The sequence below is a fragment of the Stenotrophomonas sp. SrG genome (assembly GCF_050031795.1).
GTDB classification, from domain to species: domain Bacteria; phylum Pseudomonadota; class Gammaproteobacteria; order Xanthomonadales; family Xanthomonadaceae; genus Stenotrophomonas; species Stenotrophomonas rhizophila_A.
In genome coordinates this window covers 59,054-80,045 of the sequence record NZ_JBNBBE010000016.1, presented here as the reverse complement: position 1 = coordinate 80,045, position 20,992 = coordinate 59,054, and the positions used below count along the sequence as shown (strand labels likewise).

Here is a 20,992-nt window from a genome sequence, read left to right as displayed (position 1 = left end):
TCGGAAGCCGCCGCCAATGCAGCGGCGAATGCGGCCGCTGCCGCAGCGCAGAAGCCGGCCACGCAGGGCCCGAGCGAAGAACAGATGCAAGCCATCCGCGCCCGCATCCAGGCGCGTCGCCAGCAATTGCAGCAGCAACAGTCGCAGCAGCCGCCCGCGGGCGGCTCCGGCCAAACCAAATAGAGTGAAAGCATGACATTGCGTCTTTTCTCCCTGTCGTTCGCCGTGGCCCTGCTTGCAGGCTGCGCCTCCGTGCCCGGTCCCGAAGTGCGCCGCGACGCGGTCCTTGATGGCAAGCACCAGGTGGTGGCCGGTGACGGTTCGCACGATGGCGTGGACGCGCAGCCGCTGAACGCCGCCGGCGCACCGCAGCCGGTGATCCGCCGCGGCAGCGGCACCATGATCAACCGCAGTGCCGCCGCCGCGCCGTCGCCGGCGTTGTCGCAGGCCAGCACCGGTACCGCCACCTTCAATTTTGAAGGCGAATCGGTGCACGCGGTGGTCAAGGCGATCCTGGGCGACATGCTCGGCCAGAACTACGTGATCGCGCCCGGCGTGCAGGGCACGGTAACCCTGGCCACGCCCAAGCCGGTGTCCTCGGCGCAGGCGCTGAACCTGCTGGAGATGGTGCTGGGCTGGAACAACGCGCGCATGGTCTACAGCGGCGGCCGTTACAACATCGTGGCCGCCGACCAGGCATTGGCCGGCACCGTCGCACCAAGCACCGCGCCGGCGGCCAACGCGCGCGGTTTCGAAGTGCGCGTCATCCCGCTGCAGTACATCTCCGCCACCGAAATGAAGAAGGTGCTCGAGCCGTACGCGCGGCCGAACGCGATCGTCAACGTCGACAGCGGCCGCAACGTGATCACCCTGGGCGGTACCCGCAGCGAACTGGAAAACTACCTGCGCACGGTCGAGATATTCGATGTGGACTGGCTGTCGGGCATGTCCGTGGGCGTGTTCCCGATCCAGACCGGCAAGGCCGAGCAGGTCGCGGCGGACCTGGAGAAAGTGTTCGGCGAAGAGAGCAAGACTCCCAGCGCCGGCATGTTCCGCTTCCTGCCGCTGGAGAACGCCAATGCCGTACTGGTGATCACCCCGCAGGCGCGTTACCTGGACCAGATCCAGCAGTGGCTGGAACGCATCGATACTGCCGGCGGCAGCGCCCGGCTGTTCTCCTACGAACTGCGCTACGTCAAAGCCAAGGACCTGGCCGAGCGCCTGGCCGAAGCCTTCGCCAGTGAGAACAGCCGCGGGGGCCGTGGCGGCAGCAGCTCACTGGCGCCCGGCGCCAACGTGCAGGAGCTGGGCAGCCGCGACGGCACCAATGGCAACAGCCTCAGCAGCACCGGCAACAGCGGCACCACCCGCACCGGCGGCATGGGCGACGGCACCATGAACCTGCCGCAGCGGCAGCCGGGCAACGCCAGTTTCAACCTGGAAATCCAGGGCGATTCGGTCGGCGTGTCGGCGGTGGAGGAAACCAACACGCTGCTGGTGCGGTCCACCCCGCAGGCGTGGCGTTCGATCCGTGAAGTCATCGAAAAGCTCGATGTGATGCCGATGCAGGTGCACATCGAAGCACAGGTCGCCGAGGTCTCGCTCACCGGCGACCTCGCCTATGGCGTGAACTGGTTCTTCGAACAGGCGGTGGCGACCGGCAAGACCGAAAGCGGCATCGACCTGCCCAGCGCACTGGGCCGCTCGATCTGGGGCAGCATTTCCGGGCGGGTAGGCGAGGGCGGCCTGGGTTGGACCTTCCTGGGCAAGAACGCCGCCGCGGTAGTGACCGCACTGGACAAGGTGAGCAACCTGCGCCTGCTGCAGACCCCGTCGATCTTCGTGCGCAACAACGCCGAAGCCACTCTCAATGTAGGCACGCAGATCCCGATCAACTCGGTGTCGGTCAACACCGGCGTGGGCGGCGACAACACCTACAGCCAGGTGCAGTACCTGGACACCGGCGTGATCCTGAAGGTGCGGCCGCGCATCACCCGCGATGGCGTGGTGTTCCTGGACATCGTGCAGGAAGTGAGCTCGGCCGGCGCCATCCCATCCGGCTGCGACGCCACCCGCACCACCTGCAACCCGCCGATCAACACCCGCAAGATCTCGACCGAGGCGGCGGTGCAGAGCGGGGACACCATCATGCTGGCCGGCCTGATCACCAATTCGGACGAGAACGGCGCCAACGGCGTGCCGGGCCTGAGCCGGATCCCGGTGCTCGGCGCGCTGTTCGGCAGGAAGACCCAGAACACCGACCGCTCCGAGGTGATCGTGCTGCTGACCCCGACCATCGTGCGCAACGCGCAGGAGTCGCGGAACCTGACCGACGAATACAGCAACCGCTTCCGCGCCATGGAACCGTTCCCGTCCCGCCCCAAGCGCTGAGTCCTGCTACGCTGCGGTCACGACGCCGCACACAGGGGGACGGATGGGAACGATCGTGTTGCTGCCGATCGGGGTCGATGACAGCGCGCTGGACCGCTGCCTGGCGGCGCTGGATGCCGGCACGCCGGCGCAGACGCCAGTGTGGCTGGCCGACGATGGCCAGGCCGGGCCGCGTGCGCAGGCGGTGATCGCGCACTGGCTGGAAAGCACCCCGCTGCGCGCCGAGTACACCCGACGCGCGCGTGCGATCGGCGAAGTAGCGCACCTGGATGAAATGCTGCGCGCCTGCGAAGGCAGTGAGGTGGTGGTGCTGGCGCCCGATGCGGTACCGGCGCCGGGCTGGCTGCAGCAGCTGGATGCCTGTTTCGCGCGCGATGCCTCGATCGGTTCAGCCACGCCCTGGTGCAATGCCGGCGAAACCGCGGCCTGGCCCCGGCTGGGCGAGATCAACCCGGTGCCGGACGATCTGGAGGCGATGGCGCATGCCTGCGCCGCACTGCCGACCCTCGACCCGGAACTGCCTTCGGCGGTGACCCACGCGGTCCTGCTGCGGGCCAACGCGCGGCGCAAGGCCGGCGGCCTGGACATGCACAGCTATGGTTCCTGGAACGCGGCGTTGATCGACCTGAGCCTGCGCATGGCCGGCCTGGGCTGGCGCAACGCGCTGTGTGCCAATGCCTATGTCGCGCGCGACGGTGAAGCACGGGCGCACGACGGTGACCTGGAAGCACTGGGCACGCGCTGGCCGACCTGGCAGCCGCGGCTGGCCGGGTTCCTGATGGGTGACCCGCTGCTGCAGGTCAGGCAGGACCTGCAGCGCCTGCACCAGCAGGCGATAATGCCCCGGTCGCAGGGCGATCTGTTCGGACCGCCCGCCGCAACCGCTCCGGAGCCGCCTGCTTGAATCCCTGCATTGCCGTCATCATCGTCAGCTACCAGAGTGCCAGCACGCTGGACCAATGCCTGACGCGGTTGCGCGCGGCCGACGAGGTCGCCGAGATCCGCGTGGTCGACAACAATTCCGACGATGGCACGCTGGACATCGTGCAGCGCCATGCAACTGCCGACCCGCGCCTGCACTTCATCGCCAACCCCGACAACCCGGGCTTTGCTGCCGCCAACAACCAGGGCGTGGCCGACAGCCGGGCGCCGTGGTTGGCCTTCATCAACCCGGACCTGATGGTCCAGGCCGGTACGCTGGCGCAGCTGCGTCAGCGCGGAGAAGCCCTGGGCGATTGCGTGCTGGGCGTGGAGCAGGTGGACGAGCAGGGCCAGCCCGATGCGGCGGTGCGCCGCCGCGATCCCGATTTCGGCGCCATGCTGCGCCACCCGGGGCAGGGCGCAAAGCTTGCCATCCCGGCTGACCCGACGCAGGTGCTGCAGACGGTGCCGGCGCTGTCCGGAGCGCTGCTGTTGATGCCGCGCGCGCTGTTCGACCGCATCGGCGGCTGGGATGCCGGCTACCGCCTGCATGCCGAAGACCTTGACCTGTGCCGGCGCGCCCGCGAAGCCGGGGCGGTGGTGGCCATCGCCAATGACCTGCAGGTGGTGCATGTGCGCGGCGTGTCGAGCCGTTCGCGGCCGTTCTTCGTGGAATGGCACAAGCATCGCGGTCTGTGGCGTTACTTCCGCCGGTTCGAGGCGCCGCGGCGCAACCTGCTGGTGCAGGCCGCCGTCTGGGGCGCGATCTGGGCGCACGCCGCGGCTCAGGTCCCACGGTTGTTGCGCCGGCGCTGAAAGGCGGCGGATGGCGCAGCCCGGTAGGTACCGACCGTTGGTCGGTACATGCTCGCAGGCGCATAATCCGGGCATGATCATCCAGTCCCTGCTCGACACCGACCTGTACAAATTCACCATGATGCAGGCGGTGCTGCACCAGCACCCCGGCGCGCAGGTCCAGTACCGGTTCAAGTGCCGCACGCCGGGCATCGACCTGGCGGCGTTCATCGACCAGATCAACGCCGAGATCGATCATCTGTGCAGCCTGCGCTTCAGCCCCGAAGAGCTGGACTACATGCGCGGGCTGCGCTTCGTGAAGCCGGACTTCGCCGACTTCCTCGGCCTGTTCCATCTGGACCGCAAGTACATCGACCTGCGCCCGTCGCAGGCCGTACCGGGCGAGATCGAGCTGGACATCACCGGGCCGTGGCTGCACACGATCCTGTTCGAAGTGCCGCTGCTGGCGATCATCAACGAGGTCTGGTTCCGCAACACCAGCACGCCGGACTTCGCCGAAGGCGAGCGTCGCCTGCACGCCAAGACCGCGCTGCTGCGCGATACACCGGGCTTCGAGCTGTGCCGCATTGCCGACTACGGCAGCCGCCGCCGCTATTCGCGCGACTGGCACGCACGCATGCTGCCGATGATGCGCGATGCGCTGGGCGACCAGTTCGTGGGCACCAGCAACGTGCATTTCGCGCGGCTGTACGGCATGACCCCGCACGGCACCATGGCCCATGAGTACCTGCAGGCGTTCCAGGCGCTGGGTCCGCGCCTGCGCGATTCGCAGGTGGCGGCACTGGAATCGTGGGCGCGCGAGTATCGCGGCGACCTGGGCATCGCGCTGTCGGACGTGGTCGGGCTGGACGCGTTCCTGCGCGATTTCGACATGTACTTCTGCAAGCTGTTCGATGGCGTGCGCCATGATTCGGGCGACCCCTTCAGCTGGGGCGACCGGATGCTGGCGCACTTCAAGGAGCGCCGCGTGGACCCGCGCAGCAAGGTGCTGGTGTTCAGTGACGGGCTCAACATCGAAAAGGTGATGCGCCTGTTCGATTACTTCCGTGGCCGCTGTCAGGTTGCGTTCGGGGTGGGCACCCACCTCACCAACGACCTGGGCCCGACCCCGCTCAACATCGTGATCAAGATGGTCCGCTGCAACGGCCAGCCGGTGGCCAAGCTCAGCGATTCGCCGGGCAAGAGCATGTGCGACGACCCGGGCTACCTCGCCTACCTGCGCCAGGTATTCGAGCTGCCGCCGGCATGAGGCGGGTCACGACCAACGGTCGTGACCTACCGACCAGACACCGGTCGTAACCTCCCCGTCCAACCACCGGTAGGTCACGACCGTTGGTCGTGACGCTCTCGTCCCACCACCGGTAGGTCACGACCGTTGGTCGTGACGCTCTGTATCATTCCAGCGCGTAGCGCAGAACGAACAACCCAGCCACCAGCCACACCGCCGGATGCACGTCGCGCCAGCGCCCGGTACCGGCCTTCAACACGGCATAGGCGATGAAGCCGAACGCCAACCCGTTGGCGATCGAATAGGTAAACGGCATCGCCAGCGCGCACAGCGCGGCGGGCACGGACTCGGTGAGGTCGTTCCAGTCCACATCCACCAGTTCGCGCAGCATCAGCCCGGCCACGAACAGCAGCGCCGGTGCGGTGGCATAGCCGGGCACCATGCCGGCCAGCGGCGAGAACAGCAGCGCGGCCAGGAACAGCGCGGCCACCACCAGCGCGGTGAGGCCGGTGCGGCCACCGGCCTGCACGCCGGAGGCGCTTTCGGCAAAGGCGGTGGTGCTGCTGGTACCCAGCAGCGAGCCGGCCACGATGGCGGTGCTGTCGGCCAGCAGCGCACGCCCAAAGCGCTTCTGCGCGCCCGGCAGCTTGAGCAGGCCGGCACGGCCGACCACGCCATACAGGGTGCCGGTGGCATCAAACACTTCAACCAGCACGAACACCAGCACCACCTGCAGCAGCACGGCAATGGGCGCGCCGCCGTCGTGGTGCAGCAGGCCCGGCAGGTCGAGCTGCAGGAAGGTGGGCGCCAGGCTGGGCGGCAGCGAGATGACACCCTGGTACTGCACGGCGCCCAGCAGCCAGGCGGCGCCGGTGACGGCAAGAATGCCGATCAGGATGGCACCGCGCACGCGACGTGCTTCGAGGATGGCGATCAGCAGGAAGCCGGCCAGGGCCAGCAGCGGCGGGGCGGTGTTGAGTGGGCCGAGCGCAACCAGGGTGTCGGGGTTGGCGATGATCACGCCGGACTTCTGCAGGGCGATGATGGCCAGGAACAGGCCGATGCCGGCGACGATGGAGGCGCGCAGCGAGGCGGGAATACCGGCCACCAGCCAGGCGCGCACGCCGGTCAGCGACAGCGCCAGGAACACCAGGCCGGAGATGAACACGGCGGCCAATGCCTGCTGCCAGGGCAGGCCGGCGGCACCGACCACGGTGAAGGCGAAGAACGCATTCAAGCCCATGCCCGGCGCCATGCCCACCGGGAAGTTCGCGGCGAACGCCATCACCAGCGAGCCCAGCGCGGCGGCCAGGCAGGTGGCGACGAACACGGCGCCCGGGTCCATGCCGGTGGTGGACAGGATGTCGGGATTGACGAAGACGATGTAGGACATCGTCAGGAACGTAGTCAGCCCGGCCAGCAGTTCGGTCCGCACGGTGGTGCCGTGCTGTTTGAGCTGGAACAGGTTTTCAAGCAGCTTCATGGCGGGGGTCCATGTCTCTTTTGGTTGGATCACAAGCGAAGTCAAAGGCCTTCGTTTGATGCGGCCCTCCCGGATACGGTCGGTGGCCATGGAAAATCAAATGCCGTTTCGATCATTTCCATGCGTGCTGCGTAGGGACACGCCATGCGTATCTGCTCTTCCTGTCCGCACGCGACCAATCTTCGAGGGAGGCCGGCGGGCAGCCCCTGTAGGGACTGTCAAAAACATGGATGTTTTTGCCAAGCCCCCAAGGATGGGTTTACGGCGTGTCCCGTAAGGGGCTGCCCGACTGCCTCCCGGCCCGTAGGACTGGAAACGCTGCCGTTGCCGTTGCCGTTGCTCTAAGAAAGCCCGTCCAGCGCAGCGCGCAACCCAGCCACGGTGTTGGCATCCGTCTGCGTCCAGTCGTTGTCCAGCCCGCGCAGGTCAGCATTGCGATAACGCATCCCGGAGACGCGGACCGCCTTTGCAGACGCGTGCAGTTCACGGCATCCGGTAGCCGTGGCAATGTCCGCGACGTTGCCCGGACCAATACCCGCGCCGGCCATCACGCAAAGGCGCTCACCCGCTTGTGCGACCAGCCTGGCCAGCATGTCGCTGCCCGCTTCCGCGCTGGCCTGGCCACCGGAACTCAGCACCCGCTGGCAGCCCAGCGCGATCACCTGCTCCAACGCGGTCGGCAGGTCACGCGCAGCGTCGAACGCCCGGTGGAAGGTGACGCCCAGCGGCCCCGCGGCGGCGACCAGTTCGCGGCACAGCGCGGCGTCGATGTTGCCGTCGGCATCCAGTGCGCCGATCACCACCCCGTCGCACCCCAACTGCCGGCACTGTGCGATATCGCGCAGCATGATGTCGGTTTCCAGGGCGTCGTAACGGAAGTCGCCCGGGCGCGGGCGGATCAGCACGAACAGCGGAATCCGTAACCGATCCCTCGCCACCGCGATGCTGCCGTGGGACGGCGTGGTGCCGCCCTCGGCCAGGTTGTCGAACAGTTCGATGCGGTCGGCACCGCCCTGCTGCGCCGCCAGGGCCGATGCAACGGAGTTCGAGGCGATCTCGAGGGTGCGCCGCTGCATGCTCAGGTCTGCTCGCTGGTGTATACCGAGGCCGAATCGCGCAGGTCGTCCTGGCGGTCCTTGTCGCATACCGCGTAGACGAAACCGCGATGCAGCGCGTACGCGCCGACCTCGCCATTGCGGTCCATGGCCAGGAAACAGACCTGCAGCGTCCTGCTGGCTTCGGGGCGCTTGCGCACCACCCGTGCGATCGCTTCGCGACAGGCTTCTGCAGGAGAGCGGCCCTGGCGCATCAGTTCCACCACCAGGAACGACGCTGCGTTGCGGATCATTTCCTCGCCTACGCCCGACGCGGTGGCCGCGCCTACCTCGTTGTCCACGTACAGGCCGGCACCGATGATCGGGCTGTCACCCACCCGACCATGCAGCTTCCACGCCATGCCGCTGGTGGTGCAGGCGCCGGCCAGCTGGCCCTGTATGTCCATGGCGAGGATGCCAAGCGTGTCGTGGTTGCTGCTGTCGCCTGGCCGCGTGCGCCGTTCGGCGTTGATCTCGGGGGTGTACTGCGCGGTCTTCAACCACTCCCGCCAGGCTTTTTCCGCAGCCGGAGTGAGCAGTTTTTCGCGCTTGAAGCCCTGCTGCACCGCGAACTGCTGGGCACCCTCGCCTACCAGCATCACGTGCGGGGTGTGTTCCATCACTTTGCGGGCAACCGATACCGGGTGCAGGATCTCGCTCAGCGCCGCCACCGAACCACAGCGGCCGTCGCCGGCCATGATGCTGGCATCCAGGCTCAGCACCCCGTCGCGGTCCGGGTTGCCGCAGCGCCCCACCGTCGGATTGCACAGTTCGCTTTCCGCCCAGCGCGCTCCGGTTTCCACCGCATCCAACGCACTGCCGCCGGTGGACAACACCTTCCACGCGGCCTGGTTGGCGCCTACGCCGAAATCCCAGGTGGACACCACCCGCGCGCGCCCGCTGGCCTGGGCCTGCACGCGCGGAAACGCCATCACGCCTGCGGCCAATGCACCGGCCTGTAGGAACTGTCTACGATCTGTCACTGGTTGCTCTCCCAACGCCGTGAACCAGCCCGGGAGGGCCGGGAAAATGCTTATGCGGCCGCGCAGCGATGTTCGGCGTGCCATACGGCCGCGCCCACCACGCCCAGCTCGCCATGTTCCACCCGCCACACCGGCACCTGCTCCAGCACCCGGCGCATCACGCCCTTGGCCAGGAAACGGGTGCGGAAGTGGCCATCGTCGAGGAAACGGGCCACGTGGCTGGAGATGCCGCCGGCCAGGTACACCGAGCGCGCCCCGAAGATCACCGCCAGGTCCCCGGCCAGGCTGCCCAGCCAACCGCAGAACACCTCCATCGTCTCGACCGCCAGCGCGTCGTCGCCCGCGTGCGCGGCGGCGATCAGGGCTTCCGGCGTGGTCCACTGCGGTTCCACCCCACGAATGCCGCACAGGCAGGGATACAGGTTCATCAGGCCGCTGCCGGACAGGATGCGTTCGTTGTCCACGTGGTCCCAGCGCGCCAGCATCTTCTGCAGCACCTGCAGTTCCAGTGCGGTGCCGGCGCCGAGCGCGGCATGCCCGGCTTCGCTGGCCAGCACCGCGCGTGCACCGGCCTCGAAGCGCAGTGCGCCGCCCAGCCCCGTGCCCGGGCCCAGCACCAGGGCGGGCCAGCGGTTGCCGTCGGCTGGCTCGCCGTTCAACGACACCAGGGTTTCCGCTGCCACGTGCGGAATCGCATAGGCAACGGCTTCGAAATCGTTGATCAGTTCCAGCGTGGCGAGCCCTGCGTCCCGGCGCGTGTCCGCCACCGAGACCGGCCACGGCAGGTTGGTGTTGACCAGGTGGTCGCCTTCCAGCAACCCGGCAATGGCGACCACCGCGGCGGCCGGCGCCAGGTGCTGCGAGGCACGGAACGCGGCGAGGATGGCCGCCAGGCTGGGGAACTCGGCGCAGGCAAAACGACGCAGGTTGCGGATGCGCGGCGCCTGGCCGGGCACCACGTCGGCCAGGGCGAGGCGTGCGTAGGTACCGCCGACATCGGCGACGATCAACGTGTCGCCTTGGGAACCCGGGCGCGGGTGGACCGGATGCGCGTCCGGGAACGGTATTGCAACGCTCACGCGCAGGCCTTGGGTGGATTCGATGTCATTGCCGGGATTTTCAGTGATCGTGTTGGCTTTGCAAAGCCGGGGTTTGCCATACCTGGGCGTATTGCGGTGTGCGTGCTGGACCGTTACGGGTTGGCTACCTGCAGGCGGTAGGTGGTGCTGGCCGTTGCCGTGGGGCCGTCGGCGTGGACGGCGCGAACGTCCACTTTGTGGGCGCCAGCGGCCAGATCCGTCGGCAGCGCGCCGCGCCAGAGGTGCGGCGAGGGCGTGGCTTCGGGCGAGCGGTCGAAACCGCGCAGGCGTTCGGCGGTGTCGTCGGCGACGTTCTCGACCACCAGGCGGGGGTCCGGCTGCTCCACCCGCTTCATGCTCTGCCACGCGCCATCGTCGACGCGATACTCCACGAGCGTGTCGGCCTGGCCCATGAACACGTTGGCGTACACGCCCCAGGCCGGGTATGCGCCCTTGCGCAGCACCTTGGGCGCGTGCAGGGCGATCTGGTAATCATCCGGCGCGCGCGCCACGTAATAGCGCAGGCCGTACTCGCCACCGGGCTTCACCGAGAGCACTGCGTACCCATTCGGGGTGCCGTCGCTCATGGTGGCATCTGGAATGCCGCTGCTGTCTTTCACGCCTGACCAGAACGCACCGCAGGCCGCGCCCACGTTGTACTCATGCAGCGGCTTGCTGCCCTGCCAGCCTTCGGCCGCACCGTGGTAGTAGTGCTGCTGGGTGTGGCTGTGCCCACTGAGGACCAGCACGTTCGGGAAATCCTTGAGCAGGGCGAACAGGCGCGCGCGGTCGGCGTGGCGGAAGGTCTCGCGGCCCGGCGCGGCATCGAACAGCGGAATGTGCATGCCCAGCACCAGCAGGCGGTCACGCGGCACGCTCTTGAGGTAGTTGGCCAGGAAGGTGAACTGGTCCGGGCGCAGGCCGCCGACGTACTTCGGCTTCGCAGCCGGGTCATACACCACGTCATCCAGGAACACGAAGCTGGCGCCGCCCTCCTCCACCGCGTAGGTGTCCGGGCCATAGACCGCGCGCCAGCTGTCCAGCGAATGGCGGTCATCGCCGGCATCCATGTCCAGGTCGTGGTTGCCCGGCACATGGAACCACGGCACCTGCAGCTGTGCGGTGGCCTTGTTGATCTGCGGGTACAGCGACAGATCGTCGTTGACGATGTCGCCCAGCGTGGTGCCCAGCCGCGCCGGATGCTTGCCGATGATCGGTTCGACGATGGCACGATGGTAATAGCCTACGTCCTGGCGGCTGGCAGTCTGCGAATCGGTGAATACCAGCATCTCGAAGCCGGCGCGTGCGGCGTCGGCGTCCTTGACCGGCTCCAGCGCGAAATCCCAGTTGCGCACATTGCCGCCGGTGGCAGCGATGCCGTCGTACTTCAGCCGCGGCGACCCCTGCGGGGCGTAGTGCCGCCAGTAGCTGGGCATGCCGTTGGCGGCGGCCGGGAAGCGGAATTCGTCGGGCTTGATCACGAACACGGTCTGGCCATCGCGGACCGGCAGGCTGTAGCTGCCGTCGGCGGCGGTGCGCACGATCTGCTCACCATTGGAGACCTGCACCCCTGCCAGCGCCGGGTCGGTCGGACCCCGACCGGGCTTGCCGTCGCGCTCCTGGTAGACCTTGCCGGTCACGGTGGCCTCGCTGGCCCAGGCAGGTGCGGACATCAACAGCAGGCAGGCCAGCCAGGCAGCAGTGCGGGTCATCGAGGCGTTCCGTTGGAGGTGGGCGATTGTAAAGCCGCACATCATCCCCTGTGGCCCGTTTCAACGACGTTAAATGGGATGCCGCCTGCTCATCCGGCGTGGCGGGCCACCAGCACGCCAACCGCATCCTGCAGCGACAGCCCACGGGCGCGCAGCAGCACGGTGAGGTGGAACAGCAGGTCCGCCGATTCGCCAAGCAATGCGCCGTCGTCCTGCACCACGCCAGCCAGTGCCGTCTCTACGCCCTCTTCGCCCACTTTCTGCGCGATCCGGCGCAGACCCTGCTCGAACAGGGTGGTGGTGTAGCTGTTGGCCGGGCGCTGCTGTTCGCGTTCGCGCACCAGCGCGTCGAGACGACCGAGGAAGTTGCCGGGCGCCTGTGCGAAGCAGCTCTCGCTGCCGGTATGGCAGGTCGGGCCAGCCGGGCGCGCGCTCACCAGCAGGGTGTCGCGGTCGCAGTCCACGCGCACGGCGACCACCGCCAGCACGTTGCCGGACGATTCGCCCTTGGTCCACAGCCGCTGCTTGCTGCGGCTATAGAAGGTCATGTGCCCGGTTTCCAGGGTCAGCGCCAGCGATTCGGCGTTGGCGTAGCCCAGCATCAGCACCGCGAGCGTGTCGGCGTCCTGCACCACCACGGGCAACAGCCCATCGCCCTTGGCCCAGTCCAGCTGTTCCAGCGACTCACGGGAGGGCAATACTTCAATAGACATCACGAACCTCGATCTGCTGCTCGCGCAGGAACTGCTTGAGCGCGGGAATGGCAATGGCGCCACTGTGGAACACGCTGGCGGCCAGCGCACCGTCAACATCGGCCTGGTCGAACACATCGGCGAAGTGCTGCATGTCGCCGGCACCGCCGGAGGCGATCAGCGGCACGCTGCACAGCGCCCGCGCCTGGCGTAGCTGGGCCACGTCGTAGCCGCGGCGCACTCCGTCGCTGTCCATGCAGTTGAGCACGATCTCGCCGGCGCCACGGCGCTGGGCTTCCACCAGCCAGTCCAGGGTCCGCACCGGCACCGCCTGGGTCTTGTCCGGGTCGCCGCTGAAGCGGCGCACGCGCCACTCGCCATCGGGCTCGCGCACCGAATCGATGCCGACCACCACGCACTGCACGCCGAAAGCATCGGCCAGCTCTTCGATCAGCGCGGGGCGGCCCAGCGCCGGCGAGTTGATCGAGATCTTGTCCGCGCCGGCATACAGCACGCGGCGGGCGGTCTCCACGTCGCTGATGCCACCCGCCACGCAGAACGGAATGTCGATCAGCCGCGCGATGCGCTCGATCCAGCCCACGTCCACCGCGCGCCCTTCCGGGCTGGCGCCGATGTCGTAGAACACCAGCTCGTCGGCGCCCTGGTCGCGGTAGCGCAGCGCCAGTTCGGCGATGTCGCCCATGTCCACGTGGTCGCGGAAGCGCACGCCCTTGACCACGCGGCCATCTCGCACGTCCAAGCACGGAATCAGCCGGCGGCTCAACATGCCAGCGCCTCCTGCAGGGTCATGCGGCCTTCCAGCAGCGCTTTGCCCAGGATCGCCCCGCCGCAGCCGACCGCCTTGGCGTCGGCCACGTCTGCGCCACTGCGTACCCCGCCCGAGGCCTGCACCGCTACGCCAGGCAGCAGGTTGGAGAGATGACGGTAGAGGTCGATGTTGGGGCCGGACAGCATGCCGTCGCGGGCGATATCGGTGCACAGCAGGTGGCGCATGCCGGCCTGGGCATAACGCTGGGCCAGCACGTCCAGGGTCACGTCGGCGGTTTCGGTCCAGCCATGGACCGGCAGCAGCCAGCGGCCGTCGTCGGCCTGGCGCGCGTCCAGTGCGATGGTCAGGCGCTCGGCGCCAAACGCCTGCAGCCAGCCGATCACGGTCTCCGGCTCGCGCACCGACACAGAGCCCACCACCACGCGCGCCGCGCCGGCATCCAGCAGCCGCGCCACGTCGTCGCGGCGACGGATGCCGCCACCAGTCTGCACCTTCAGCCCGCTTTCGCTGGCAATCGCGCTGAGCAGCGGGGCCAAGGTGTAGCCGCCGGCGCGCGCGGCGTCCAGGTCGACCAGGTGCATCCAGCTCGCACCCGCTGCAGCGAACGCCTTCGCGCGCGGCAGCGGATCGTCGCCGTAGGTGGTCTGCTGGGCGTAGTCGCCCTGCAGCAGGCGCACCACGCGCCCCTCACGGATGTCCAACGCGGGATAGACGGTGAAACTCATGCGGGTTCGTTCTCGAGGAAGTTGCGCAGGATCCGCGCGCCGGTAGCGGCGGAACGCTCGGGGTGGAACTGCGCGCCACTGTGGCGGCCGCGCTGCACCACTGCCGCGAACAGGCCGCCGTGGTCGCAGGCGGCCACGGTGTGTTCGTTCAAGGGGGCGGCATAGCTGTGCACGAAGTAGGCGCTGGCGCGGTCGGCCACACCGTCCATCAACGCGGCCTGGCGCAGCGGGAGCAGCCGGTTCCAGCCCATGTGCGGGACGCGGATGCCGGTGGCCGGGTGCAGGTGGCGGACCACGCCCGGCAGCAGGCCCAGGCATTCCACGTTGCCCTCTTCGGAGTGTTCGAACAGCAGCTGCATGCCCAGGCAGATGCCCAGCAGTGGCACCTGCAGCTCACGCAGCGGCTGCACCAGGCCTTGCGCATGCAGGCGTGCCATGCCGTGCGGCGCCGCGCCCACGCCGGGCAGGATCACCCGCGATGCGCCGCGCAGGCCCGCCGCATCGCGCACCAGCTGCACGCGTGCCCCCAGTCGCTCCAGTGCGTAGCGCACCGAGCCGAGATTGGCGCCGCCGGCATCGATGAGGGCAACGTCGGTCACAGCGCCCCCTTGGTGCTGGGCAGCGCCGTGCCTTGCCGCGGCAGCGCCTGGCGCAGTGCGCGGGCCAGCGCCTTGAAGCAGGCCTCCACTTTGTGGTGGTCGTTGTCGCCGCGCACGCTCAGGTGCAGGTTCAAGCCCGAGGCATCGCACAGCGAGCGGAAGAAGTGCGGCACCAGCTCGGTCGGCATGTCGCCTACGCGCTCGCGCTTGAACTCACCTTCGAACACGAAGTATGGGCGGCCGCTGAAGTCCAGCGCGGCGCTGGCCAGGGTTTCGTCCATCGGCAGGGTGAAGCCGTAGCGGCCGATCCCGCGCTTGTCGCCCAGTGCTTCGCGCAGGGCCTGGCCCAGCGCCAGCCCGGTATCTTCGATGGTGTGGTGCTCGTCGATGTGCAGGTCGCCTTCTGCCTGCACGCTCAATGCAAAACCGCCGTGCTTGCCGATCTGCTCCAGCATGTGGTCGAAGAACGGCAGCCCGGTGTGCGTCTGCGGTTCGGCGGTGCGGTCCAGGTCGACCTCGACCCGGATGCGGGTTTCCCTGGTGTTGCGCTGTACGGTGGCGCGGCGTGGCGCGTCGGCAAGTTCATGGGCGATGCCGTTCCAGTCCCACTCACCACCAAACTGTGCGGTGCGCAGCTGGAAGCCACGGATGTTCATGTTCTGCGCGAACTGGATATCGGTCGGGCGGTCACCGACCATGGCCGAGCGCGCCCAGTCGATGCTGCGGTCCTGCAGGTACGGCAGCATCATGCCGATGCCGGGCTTGCGCGTGGGCGCGTTGTCGTGCGGCCAGGTGCCATCGATCAACACGTCACGGAACACGATGCCCTGGCTGGCGAAGATCTGCAGCATCAGGTCGTTGGGGCCGTCGAAGGATGCCTGCGGGTAGCCTTCGCTGCCCAGCCCGTCCTGGTTGCTGACGATCACGAACTGGTAGCCGGCATCGCGCAGCTTCAGCATCGCCGGGATCACATCGCGCACGAAGCGGATCTTTTCGTAGGCGTCGATCTGGAAATCGGCGGGCTCTTCGATCAGGGTGCCGTCGCGGTCGACGAACAGGATGGGGGTCATGCGGCGGCCCTCCGGGCGCTGAGTACCTGGAGCACGCGGTCGTTCTCCTCCGGGCTGCCAACGGTGATGCGCAGTGCATCGTGCAGTTGCGGCGCGGCGCGCTGGTCGCGCACCACCACGCCAGCGGCGAGCAGCGCGTCGAACGCGGCCTGGGCGTCACTGAAACGCACCAGCAGGTAATTGCCCTGCGAGGGGTACACGCGGACCACGCCGGGGGCCTGCTGCAGGGCCGCCGCCAGGCGGCCACGTTCGGCCTTGATCTGGGCCACGCGCGACGCGGTGACTTCAAGCGCGGCCGGTTCCAGCGCGGCCAGGGCCAGCGCAGTGCACGGCGCGGGCACCGGGTACGGGGCCTGGCAACGGCGCAGCGTCTGGATCAACGCGGGGGCGGCGATCAGGCTGCCGATCCGGGCGGCGGCCAAGGCGTGGGCCTTGGACAGGGTGCGCAGCACCGCTACGTTGTCACGGTGCGCCAGCAGACTGGTCGCCGATGCCTGCTCCGCGTACTCGCCGTAGGCCTCATCCACCACCACCAGTGCCCTGCCCTGCAGCGCCCGGGCAACGCGTTCGATGTCGTCCAGCGAGATCGTGCTGCCGGCCGGGTTCGACGGCGTGCACAGGAACACCAGCTTGGCATTCCCTGCCAGGGCGGCGGCGATGATGGCGTCGATATCCGCCTCCAACGCATCCCCGGCATCCCGCAGCGGCACTTCCAGCAGCGGTGCATTCTGCAGGCGCGCGCACACCGCATACATGCCGAACACCGGCGGGGTCACCAGCACGGCGTCGCGGCCGGGTTCGCACAGTGCGCGCACCAGCAGGTCGATGGCTTCATCACTGCCACGGCCGATCAGCAGCTGGTCGGGGGAGCAGCCGTACAGCGCGGCCAGCCGCGTGCGCAGCGCTTCGGGTTGCGGTTCGGGGTAGCGGCGGGCGATGCCCTGCGCGTCGGCAGGATTGGCCCAGGCCGATTCATTGGCGTTGAGCCATACGTCACCCACCAGCGCGCTGCTGCGTGCCGAGGAATACCCGGCGAACGCGCGCAGGTCGCTGCGCACCAGGTCGAGCACGGTACCGGCGCTCATGCGGCCGTCTCCATGCGCAGTGCCACCGCGTTCTCGTGCGCGTCCAGCCCTTCGGCACGCGCCAGCACGCGCGCGCAGTTGCCGATGGCGGCGATGCCGTGTGCGGTGGCGGCCTGCACGCTGATCATGTTCTGGAAGCTGGCAACGCTCACCCCGCTGTAGGCGCGCGCGGCGCCGGCGGTGGGCAGCACGTGGTTGGTGCCGCTGCAGTAATCGCCCAGCGCTTCGGGGGTGTAATCGCCCAGGAACACCGAACCGGCTGCTTCCACCTGCGCCAGCCAGTCGCGCGGTTCGCGCAGCGCCAGGATCAGGTGCTCGGGGGCGTAGCGGTTGCTGATCTGGAAGGCCTGTACCAGCGAATCGACCAGGATCAGGCGCGAGGACTGCAGTGCCTGCGCGGCGATGTCGGCGCGCGAGAGCTGCGCCAGCTGTGCCTGCACCTGCGCCTCGACCCTGGCCAGCATGTCGGCATCATCGGTAAGCAACAGCACCTGCGAATCGGGGCCGTGTTCGGCCTGCGAAAGCAGATCGGCGGCAACGAAGGCGGGGTTGGCGCCGGCATCGGCGATCACCAGGACTTCGGAAGGGCCGGCCGGCATGTCGATCGCCGCCGCGCCATCCTGGGCGACCTGCTGCTTGGCTTCGGTCACGTAGCTGTTGCCCGGACCATACAGCTTGTCGCAGGCAGGTACGCTGGCCGTTCCGTAGGCCATGGCGGCAATCGCCTGCGCACCGCCCAGCTTGAACACGCGGTGCACGCCGGTCAGGCGCGCGGCGACCAGCACGGCCGGATCGGCGCTGCCGTCGCGGCGCGGCGGGGTGCACAGCACCACTTCGCGGCAGCCGGCCAGCTGCGCCGGCACGCCGAGCATCAAGGCGGTGGACGGCAGCGGCGCGCTGCCCGCCGGCACGTACAGGCCGACGCGGCCAATGGGCCGCACCATGCGTTCGCAGCGCACGCCCGGCGCGGTTTCCACCGCATAGCCCTGGCTCATGCCGGCCTTGTGGAACAGGCGGATGCGCTCGGCGGCCTCGGTCATCGCCTGGCGCAGCTCGACCGGTACCGCACGCTCGGCGGCGGCGAACTCCTCATCATTCACTTCAAACGAGGCCGGGGCCACGCCGTCGAAACGCAGGCTGATTTCGCGCAGGGCGGCATCACCATCATCACGCACCGCCGCGATCAGCGCGGCCACCGATTCGCGGGTACGCGCGGCCACGGCCTGCACCGGACGCTGCAGCGCCTGTGCCTGTTCGCTGTCGCTCAACTGGGACCATTGCAGACGATTCATGCCAGCGACCGCTCCACGCTCAATACCATCAACCCCTGGGCGCCTGCGCGCTCCAGCTCTTCCAACCGCTGCCAGGTCAATGCGCCGTGGCACATGGTCTGCAAACGCAGGTGGCCGCCATCATCGGGCAACTGCACCAGCGGGTCGGCATCGGGCAACAGGCGGGCCAGTTCAGACACGCGGTCCAGTTCGGCGCGGAACATCAGCAGCTTGCTGTCCTGCAGCTTCACCACGCCGTCGAGGCGGCGCAGCAGCATGGCCATCAGGCCAGCGCGGGCATCGTCGGGGGTTTTCACCGGGCCGGCCAGCACGGCTTCGCTTTCCAGCAGCGTTTCCACCGGCTTGAGCTGGTTGGCGGCCAAAGTGGCGCCGCTGGAGACAAGGTCGCAGATCAGGTCGGCGGTGCCCAGCCGCGGAGCGATCTCCACCGAACCGGACAGCTCCACCACCTGGGCATCCACGCCGCGCTCGGCCAGCCAGTCGGCCAGGATCGCGGGGTAGCTGGTGGCGATGCGCTTGCCGGCCAGCTGCTGCACGCCCTGCCAGTCCCATTCCTCGGGCACGGCCAGCATCAGCCGGCACTGGCCGAAGTTCAGGCCGCGCAGCGCCTGGTAGGCATCGGGCAGGCCGATGCGGCGGCGGGCGGCGCCCTGCTCGTCCAGTTCATTGCGGCCGACGATGCCGAAATCGCAGACGCCGTCGGCGATCAGGCCGGGGATGTCGTCATCGCGCACCAGCAGCAGGTCCACCGGCAGCGATTCGCCGTAGCAGAACAGCTTGTCGCGGCTCTGCCGCCAGCTCAGCCCGCAGGCGGTCAACAGGCTGCGCGCCGGTTCGGCCAGGCGCCCGCTCTTCTGGATGGCAATACGCAGCCGGTCACGTGCCGGGGCGGTCTGGGTTGCACTCATGGGGGAGGTCTCTACTCGGATTCGGGGGCTGCAGGCGTGGCGGTCGCGGCAATGGCGGCGGCATAGCCGCCGTGGCCATGGTCCAGCGAGCGCGCCACCCGCCCGGTGGTGGTCACGCTGACACCGGTCAATTCATGGATTTCGCGATACGGCACGCCCTGCCGCAGCAGCGGCACTACCTTCCAGCGGTCGGACAGCGCCTCCAACTCGGCCGGGGTGCACAGGTCGCGCAGGAACGCAGTGACCTGCTCGGCGCTGGACAGGCCGGCAAAGGCGACAGCCAGGCTGTCCAGGTCGGCCTGGGGGTCTTTCTCACGGGGGACGGGGCGGATTTTCATCGTATCAATGTAATAGCGTGCTATTACATTAGCGCAAAAGCCGGCTGATGCCAAATCGGCTTGAGCTTCTCGCGTACTGCGTTCAGTTTCAGGCCTTCGTTCCAGTGGGGATCGAGCATCGCGGTCCGTCGCCGGGCGCTGCCCGGCTGGCGATGGATCTGGGCGAACAGCTGGTGGCCTTTGCATGGCCCGAGCTGGGCCGGCGGGTGCGGGTATGCGGGACACGCCGTGAACCCGTCCATGGGGGCTCGTAGAAAACATCCATGTTTTCTACGGTCCCGCATACCCGCCCCCGCCGACCCTCGACGGTGTGTTGGTGGCCATGGAACGTCAAAGGCCGGGTTCGATGTTTTTTCATGCGTTACCGGGCGTTGAGTTGGTAGGGTCGGTCGTAAGACGACTGCCCCGAAGCCATCCACATGCGATAACGCATGACCCAGAAACGAAGACGCTTTCGCTGTAACCCCTGGCCACCAACCACCTGTCGAAGGTGGGACGGGGCGGGTTTGCGGGACTGTCAAAAACATGGATGTTTTTGCCAAGCCTTATCTGTTCGGAATCTGGCAGCGTAGGCGCCGAGAGCCGGCGTGGGCCGCCGTGCAAGCCTGGATCTCGACGATCGCCATGGAGCTTGGCGCCCACGCCGGAATCTCCCTTGATCCGCCCGAACAGTTGCTGGAGCTGACACTCGCAGTGATAAGACTGGGCAAGCGGGGGAGCTCTCGACCCTTCCAGACTATACGGAGTTGGGCGATGAACGGGATCGGGATTGATGTGAGCAAGCAGCAGCTGGACGTTGGTACGACGGACGGTGAAATTCTGCAGGTCAGAAATACCGCCGCTGGCTTTGCTGAATTGGAGGCCTGGCTGAAAGAACACCCGGCGGACCAGATCGTGCTGGAGGCTACCGGTGGCTATGAGCAGCGCGTGCTGGATTTTCTGCACAAGGCCGGTCGTCCGGTGGTCCGCGCCAATGCCTTGCGGGCCCGCAGGCTAGCCCAGGGTATGGGCCACGTGGCCAAGACCGACCGCTTGGATGCCTGCGCACTGGCGAAGATGGCCGTGCTGGTCAAGCTGCACGCCTACCAGCCGCTGGAGCCTTGGCAACAGAGAATGCGGGAATTCGTGCGGGCTCGCCGGCAGGCGATGCAGGCGCTGACCGTCGCGCGACAGCAGCAGGAAATGGTCGGTGATCGTGAATTGCGCCGGCTACTGCAAGCCAACATTACACGCTTGCAGACGCTGGTCGCACGCTTGGGAAAGCAGATCGGCGAACAGGTTGAACAGCAGCCTCAACTGGCCGTAATGAAGTCGATGAAGGGCGTCGGTCCTGCGTTACAGGCGGTGCTGGCCAGCCATCTGCCCGAGCTGGGCAGAATCAGCGGCAAGGCCATCGCCAGCCTGGTCGGCGTGGCCCCGATGTCCCACGACAGCGGCACGATGCGCGGAAAACGAAGTATCCACGGTGGTAGAGCCGAGATCCGCCAAGTGCTCTACATGGCCGCCATGTCGGCCATGCGGCATGAGCCTCGGCTGCGGGATTTCTACCGGTCGCTGCGGGCCCGCGGCAAGGAAGGCAAGGTGGCCATCGTGGCGGTGATGCGGAAGATGCTGGTAATCCTCAACGCCCGCGTGCGTGACGCTGAAAGCGGACCGATCCCCGCCTGAAGCCAGCCAACGGGGCGACATCCAGAGGCTGCCAGCCAGCGGCCGGCACCACCATGCCCGTCTGCCGGAGTGGCCGCCGGCCCTCTCAGCAACACAGTTGCTCCAAGGACGGATTCAC

Annotated in this window: 19 protein-coding genes and 1 pseudogene; 6 read left to right on the top strand and 14 right to left on the bottom strand. The window is 68.0% G+C overall.

Annotation, left to right across the window (positions count from 1 at the left end; genetic code table 11):
- From ACQG3P_RS15500 to pncB, 5 genes and pseudogenes are all read left to right on the top strand, one after another.
- A pseudogene (locus ACQG3P_RS15500) lies at positions 1 to 183 on the top strand (hypothetical protein); the annotation flags it as partial.
- A gap of 9 nt (positions 184 to 192) precedes the next feature.
- Complete coding sequence (gspD, locus tag ACQG3P_RS15495; protein ID WP_426805561.1) at positions 193 to 2,391, top strand: type II secretion system secretin GspD; 2,199 nt, start codon at positions 193 to 195, stop codon at positions 2,389 to 2,391.
- Positions 2,392 to 2,434: 43 nt separating this feature from the next.
- Positions 2,435 to 3,295 carry a glycosyltransferase family 2 protein gene (locus tag ACQG3P_RS15490; protein ID WP_426805560.1) on the top strand — a complete coding sequence of 287 codons (861 nt, stop codon included), beginning with the start codon at positions 2,435 to 2,437 and terminating at the stop codon, positions 3,293 to 3,295.
- Positions 3,292 to 4,128, top strand: a complete 837-nt coding sequence (locus tag ACQG3P_RS15485) for a glycosyltransferase family 2 protein (protein ID WP_354277679.1) — start codon at positions 3,292 to 3,294, stop codon at positions 4,126 to 4,128. Before ACQG3P_RS15490 ends, ACQG3P_RS15485 begins: the two co-directional genes overlap by 4 nt.
- 73 nt (positions 4,129 to 4,201) lie before the next feature.
- Positions 4,202 to 5,377 carry a nicotinate phosphoribosyltransferase gene (gene pncB, locus ACQG3P_RS15480; protein ID WP_426805559.1) on the top strand — a complete coding sequence of 392 codons (1,176 nt, stop codon included), beginning with the start codon at positions 4,202 to 4,204 and terminating at the stop codon, positions 5,375 to 5,377.
- A gap of 145 nt (positions 5,378 to 5,522) precedes the next feature.
- Here the strand turns inward: pncB and ACQG3P_RS15475 are convergent, their stop codons facing one another.
- From ACQG3P_RS15475 to ACQG3P_RS15410, 14 genes are all read right to left on the bottom strand, one after another.
- A complete protein-coding gene (locus ACQG3P_RS15475; RefSeq protein ID WP_068849181.1) occupies positions 5,523 to 6,839 on the bottom strand; it encodes an NCS2 family permease in 1,317 nt (438 codons plus the stop codon).
- A 341-nt stretch (positions 6,840 to 7,180) separates the two neighbouring features.
- Positions 7,181 to 7,915: a copper homeostasis protein CutC gene (locus ACQG3P_RS15470; RefSeq protein ID WP_426805558.1), complete on the bottom strand. Its 735-nt coding sequence runs from the start codon at positions 7,913 to 7,915 to the stop codon at positions 7,181 to 7,183.
- A 2-nt stretch (positions 7,916 to 7,917) separates the two neighbouring features.
- Positions 7,918 to 8,916, bottom strand: coding sequence for a N(4)-(beta-N-acetylglucosaminyl)-L-asparaginase (locus ACQG3P_RS15465; protein WP_426805557.1), 999 nt, complete (start codon positions 8,914 to 8,916; stop codon positions 7,918 to 7,920).
- A 50-nt stretch (positions 8,917 to 8,966) separates the two neighbouring features.
- Positions 8,967 to 9,983 carry a glucokinase gene (locus tag ACQG3P_RS15460; protein ID WP_426805564.1) on the bottom strand — a complete coding sequence of 339 codons (1,017 nt, stop codon included), beginning with the start codon at positions 9,981 to 9,983 and terminating at the stop codon, positions 8,967 to 8,969.
- Between the two features lie 125 nt (positions 9,984 to 10,108).
- Positions 10,109 to 11,707, bottom strand: coding sequence for a calcineurin-like phosphoesterase C-terminal domain-containing protein (locus tag ACQG3P_RS15455; RefSeq protein ID WP_426805556.1), 1,599 nt, complete (start codon positions 11,705 to 11,707; stop codon positions 10,109 to 10,111).
- 89 nt (positions 11,708 to 11,796) lie between these two features.
- A complete protein-coding gene (hisIE, locus tag ACQG3P_RS15450; protein WP_093534487.1) occupies positions 11,797 to 12,420 on the bottom strand; it encodes a bifunctional phosphoribosyl-AMP cyclohydrolase/phosphoribosyl-ATP diphosphatase HisIE in 624 nt (207 codons plus the stop codon).
- Positions 12,410 to 13,186 (bottom strand): imidazole glycerol phosphate synthase subunit HisF, encoded by a 777-nt coding sequence (gene hisF / locus ACQG3P_RS15445; protein WP_093534485.1) that lies wholly within the window; start codon positions 13,184 to 13,186, stop codon positions 12,410 to 12,412. The genes hisIE and hisF overlap by 11 nt, the downstream gene beginning before the upstream one ends.
- Positions 13,180 to 13,914: a 1-(5-phosphoribosyl)-5-[(5-phosphoribosylamino)methylideneamino]imidazole-4-carboxamide isomerase gene (gene hisA, locus ACQG3P_RS15440; protein ID WP_095363858.1), complete on the bottom strand. Its 735-nt coding sequence runs from the start codon at positions 13,912 to 13,914 to the stop codon at positions 13,180 to 13,182. The genes hisF and hisA overlap by 7 nt, the downstream gene beginning before the upstream one ends.
- Complete coding sequence (hisH, locus tag ACQG3P_RS15435) at positions 13,911 to 14,513, bottom strand: imidazole glycerol phosphate synthase subunit HisH (RefSeq protein WP_093534481.1); 603 nt, start codon at positions 14,511 to 14,513, stop codon at positions 13,911 to 13,913. The genes hisA and hisH overlap by 4 nt, the downstream gene beginning before the upstream one ends.
- Positions 14,510 to 15,583: a bifunctional histidinol-phosphatase/imidazoleglycerol-phosphate dehydratase HisB gene (hisB, locus tag ACQG3P_RS15430; protein WP_210132416.1), complete on the bottom strand. Its 1,074-nt coding sequence runs from the start codon at positions 15,581 to 15,583 to the stop codon at positions 14,510 to 14,512. Before hisB ends, hisH begins: the two co-directional genes overlap by 4 nt.
- On the bottom strand, positions 15,580 to 16,668 hold the full coding sequence (hisC, locus tag ACQG3P_RS15425) for a histidinol-phosphate transaminase (protein WP_426805555.1): 1,089 nt from the start codon (positions 16,666 to 16,668) through the stop codon (positions 15,580 to 15,582). Before hisC ends, hisB begins: the two co-directional genes overlap by 4 nt.
- Complete coding sequence (gene hisD, locus ACQG3P_RS15420; RefSeq protein WP_426805554.1) at positions 16,665 to 17,960, bottom strand: histidinol dehydrogenase; 1,296 nt, start codon at positions 17,958 to 17,960, stop codon at positions 16,665 to 16,667. The genes hisC and hisD overlap by 4 nt, the downstream gene beginning before the upstream one ends.
- Positions 17,957 to 18,868 (bottom strand): ATP phosphoribosyltransferase, encoded by a 912-nt coding sequence (hisG, locus tag ACQG3P_RS15415; protein ID WP_093534473.1) that lies wholly within the window; start codon positions 18,866 to 18,868, stop codon positions 17,957 to 17,959. Before hisG ends, hisD begins: the two co-directional genes overlap by 4 nt.
- 11 nt (positions 18,869 to 18,879) lie before the next feature.
- Positions 18,880 to 19,206 (bottom strand): YerC/YecD family TrpR-related protein, encoded by a 327-nt coding sequence (locus tag ACQG3P_RS15410; protein ID WP_426805553.1) that lies wholly within the window; start codon positions 19,204 to 19,206, stop codon positions 18,880 to 18,882.
- 753 nt (positions 19,207 to 19,959) lie between these two features.
- Between ACQG3P_RS15410 and ACQG3P_RS15405 the strand changes: the two genes are divergently transcribed.
- Positions 19,960 to 20,874, top strand: coding sequence for an IS110 family transposase (locus tag ACQG3P_RS15405; protein WP_426805563.1), 915 nt, complete (start codon positions 19,960 to 19,962; stop codon positions 20,872 to 20,874).
- Positions 20,875 to 20,992 lie beyond the last annotated feature (118 nt).

Excerpts from the sequence above, each read along its gene's own strand:
- gspD (WP_426805561.1), top strand. The coding sequence starts at position 193 with ATGACATTGCGTCTTTTCTCCCTGTCGTTCGCCGTGGCCCTGCTTGCA.
- ACQG3P_RS15490 (WP_426805560.1), top strand. The coding sequence starts at position 2,435 with ATGGGAACGATCGTGTTGCTGCCGATCGGGGTCGATGACAGCGCGCTG.
- pncB (WP_426805559.1), top strand. The coding sequence starts at position 4,202 with ATGATCATCCAGTCCCTGCTCGACACCGACCTGTACAAATTCACCATG.
- ACQG3P_RS15475 (WP_068849181.1), bottom strand. The coding sequence starts at position 6,839 with ATGAAGCTGCTTGAAAACCTGTTCCAGCTCAAACAGCACGGCACCACC.
- ACQG3P_RS15470 (WP_426805558.1), bottom strand. The coding sequence starts at position 7,915 with ATGCAGCGGCGCACCCTCGAGATCGCCTCGAACTCCGTTGCATCGGCC.
- ACQG3P_RS15455 (WP_426805556.1), bottom strand. The coding sequence starts at position 11,707 with ATGACCCGCACTGCTGCCTGGCTGGCCTGCCTGCTGTTGATGTCCGCA.
- hisIE (WP_093534487.1), bottom strand. The coding sequence starts at position 12,420 with ATGTCTATTGAAGTATTGCCCTCCCGTGAGTCGCTGGAACAGCTGGAC.
- hisF (WP_093534485.1), bottom strand. The coding sequence starts at position 13,186 with ATGTTGAGCCGCCGGCTGATTCCGTGCTTGGACGTGCGAGATGGCCGC.
- hisA (WP_095363858.1), bottom strand. The coding sequence starts at position 13,914 with ATGAGTTTCACCGTCTATCCCGCGTTGGACATCCGTGAGGGGCGCGTG.
- hisB (WP_210132416.1), bottom strand. The coding sequence starts at position 15,583 with ATGACCCCCATCCTGTTCGTCGACCGCGACGGCACCCTGATCGAAGAG.
- hisC (WP_426805555.1), bottom strand. The coding sequence starts at position 16,668 with ATGAGCGCCGGTACCGTGCTCGACCTGGTGCGCAGCGACCTGCGCGCG.
- hisD (WP_426805554.1), bottom strand. The coding sequence starts at position 17,960 with ATGAATCGTCTGCAATGGTCCCAGTTGAGCGACAGCGAACAGGCACAG.
- hisG (WP_093534473.1), bottom strand. The coding sequence starts at position 18,868 with ATGAGTGCAACCCAGACCGCCCCGGCACGTGACCGGCTGCGTATTGCC.
- ACQG3P_RS15410 (WP_426805553.1), bottom strand. The coding sequence starts at position 19,206 with ATGAAAATCCGCCCCGTCCCCCGTGAGAAAGACCCCCAGGCCGACCTG.
- ACQG3P_RS15405 (WP_426805563.1), top strand. The coding sequence starts at position 19,960 with ATGAACGGGATCGGGATTGATGTGAGCAAGCAGCAGCTGGACGTTGGT.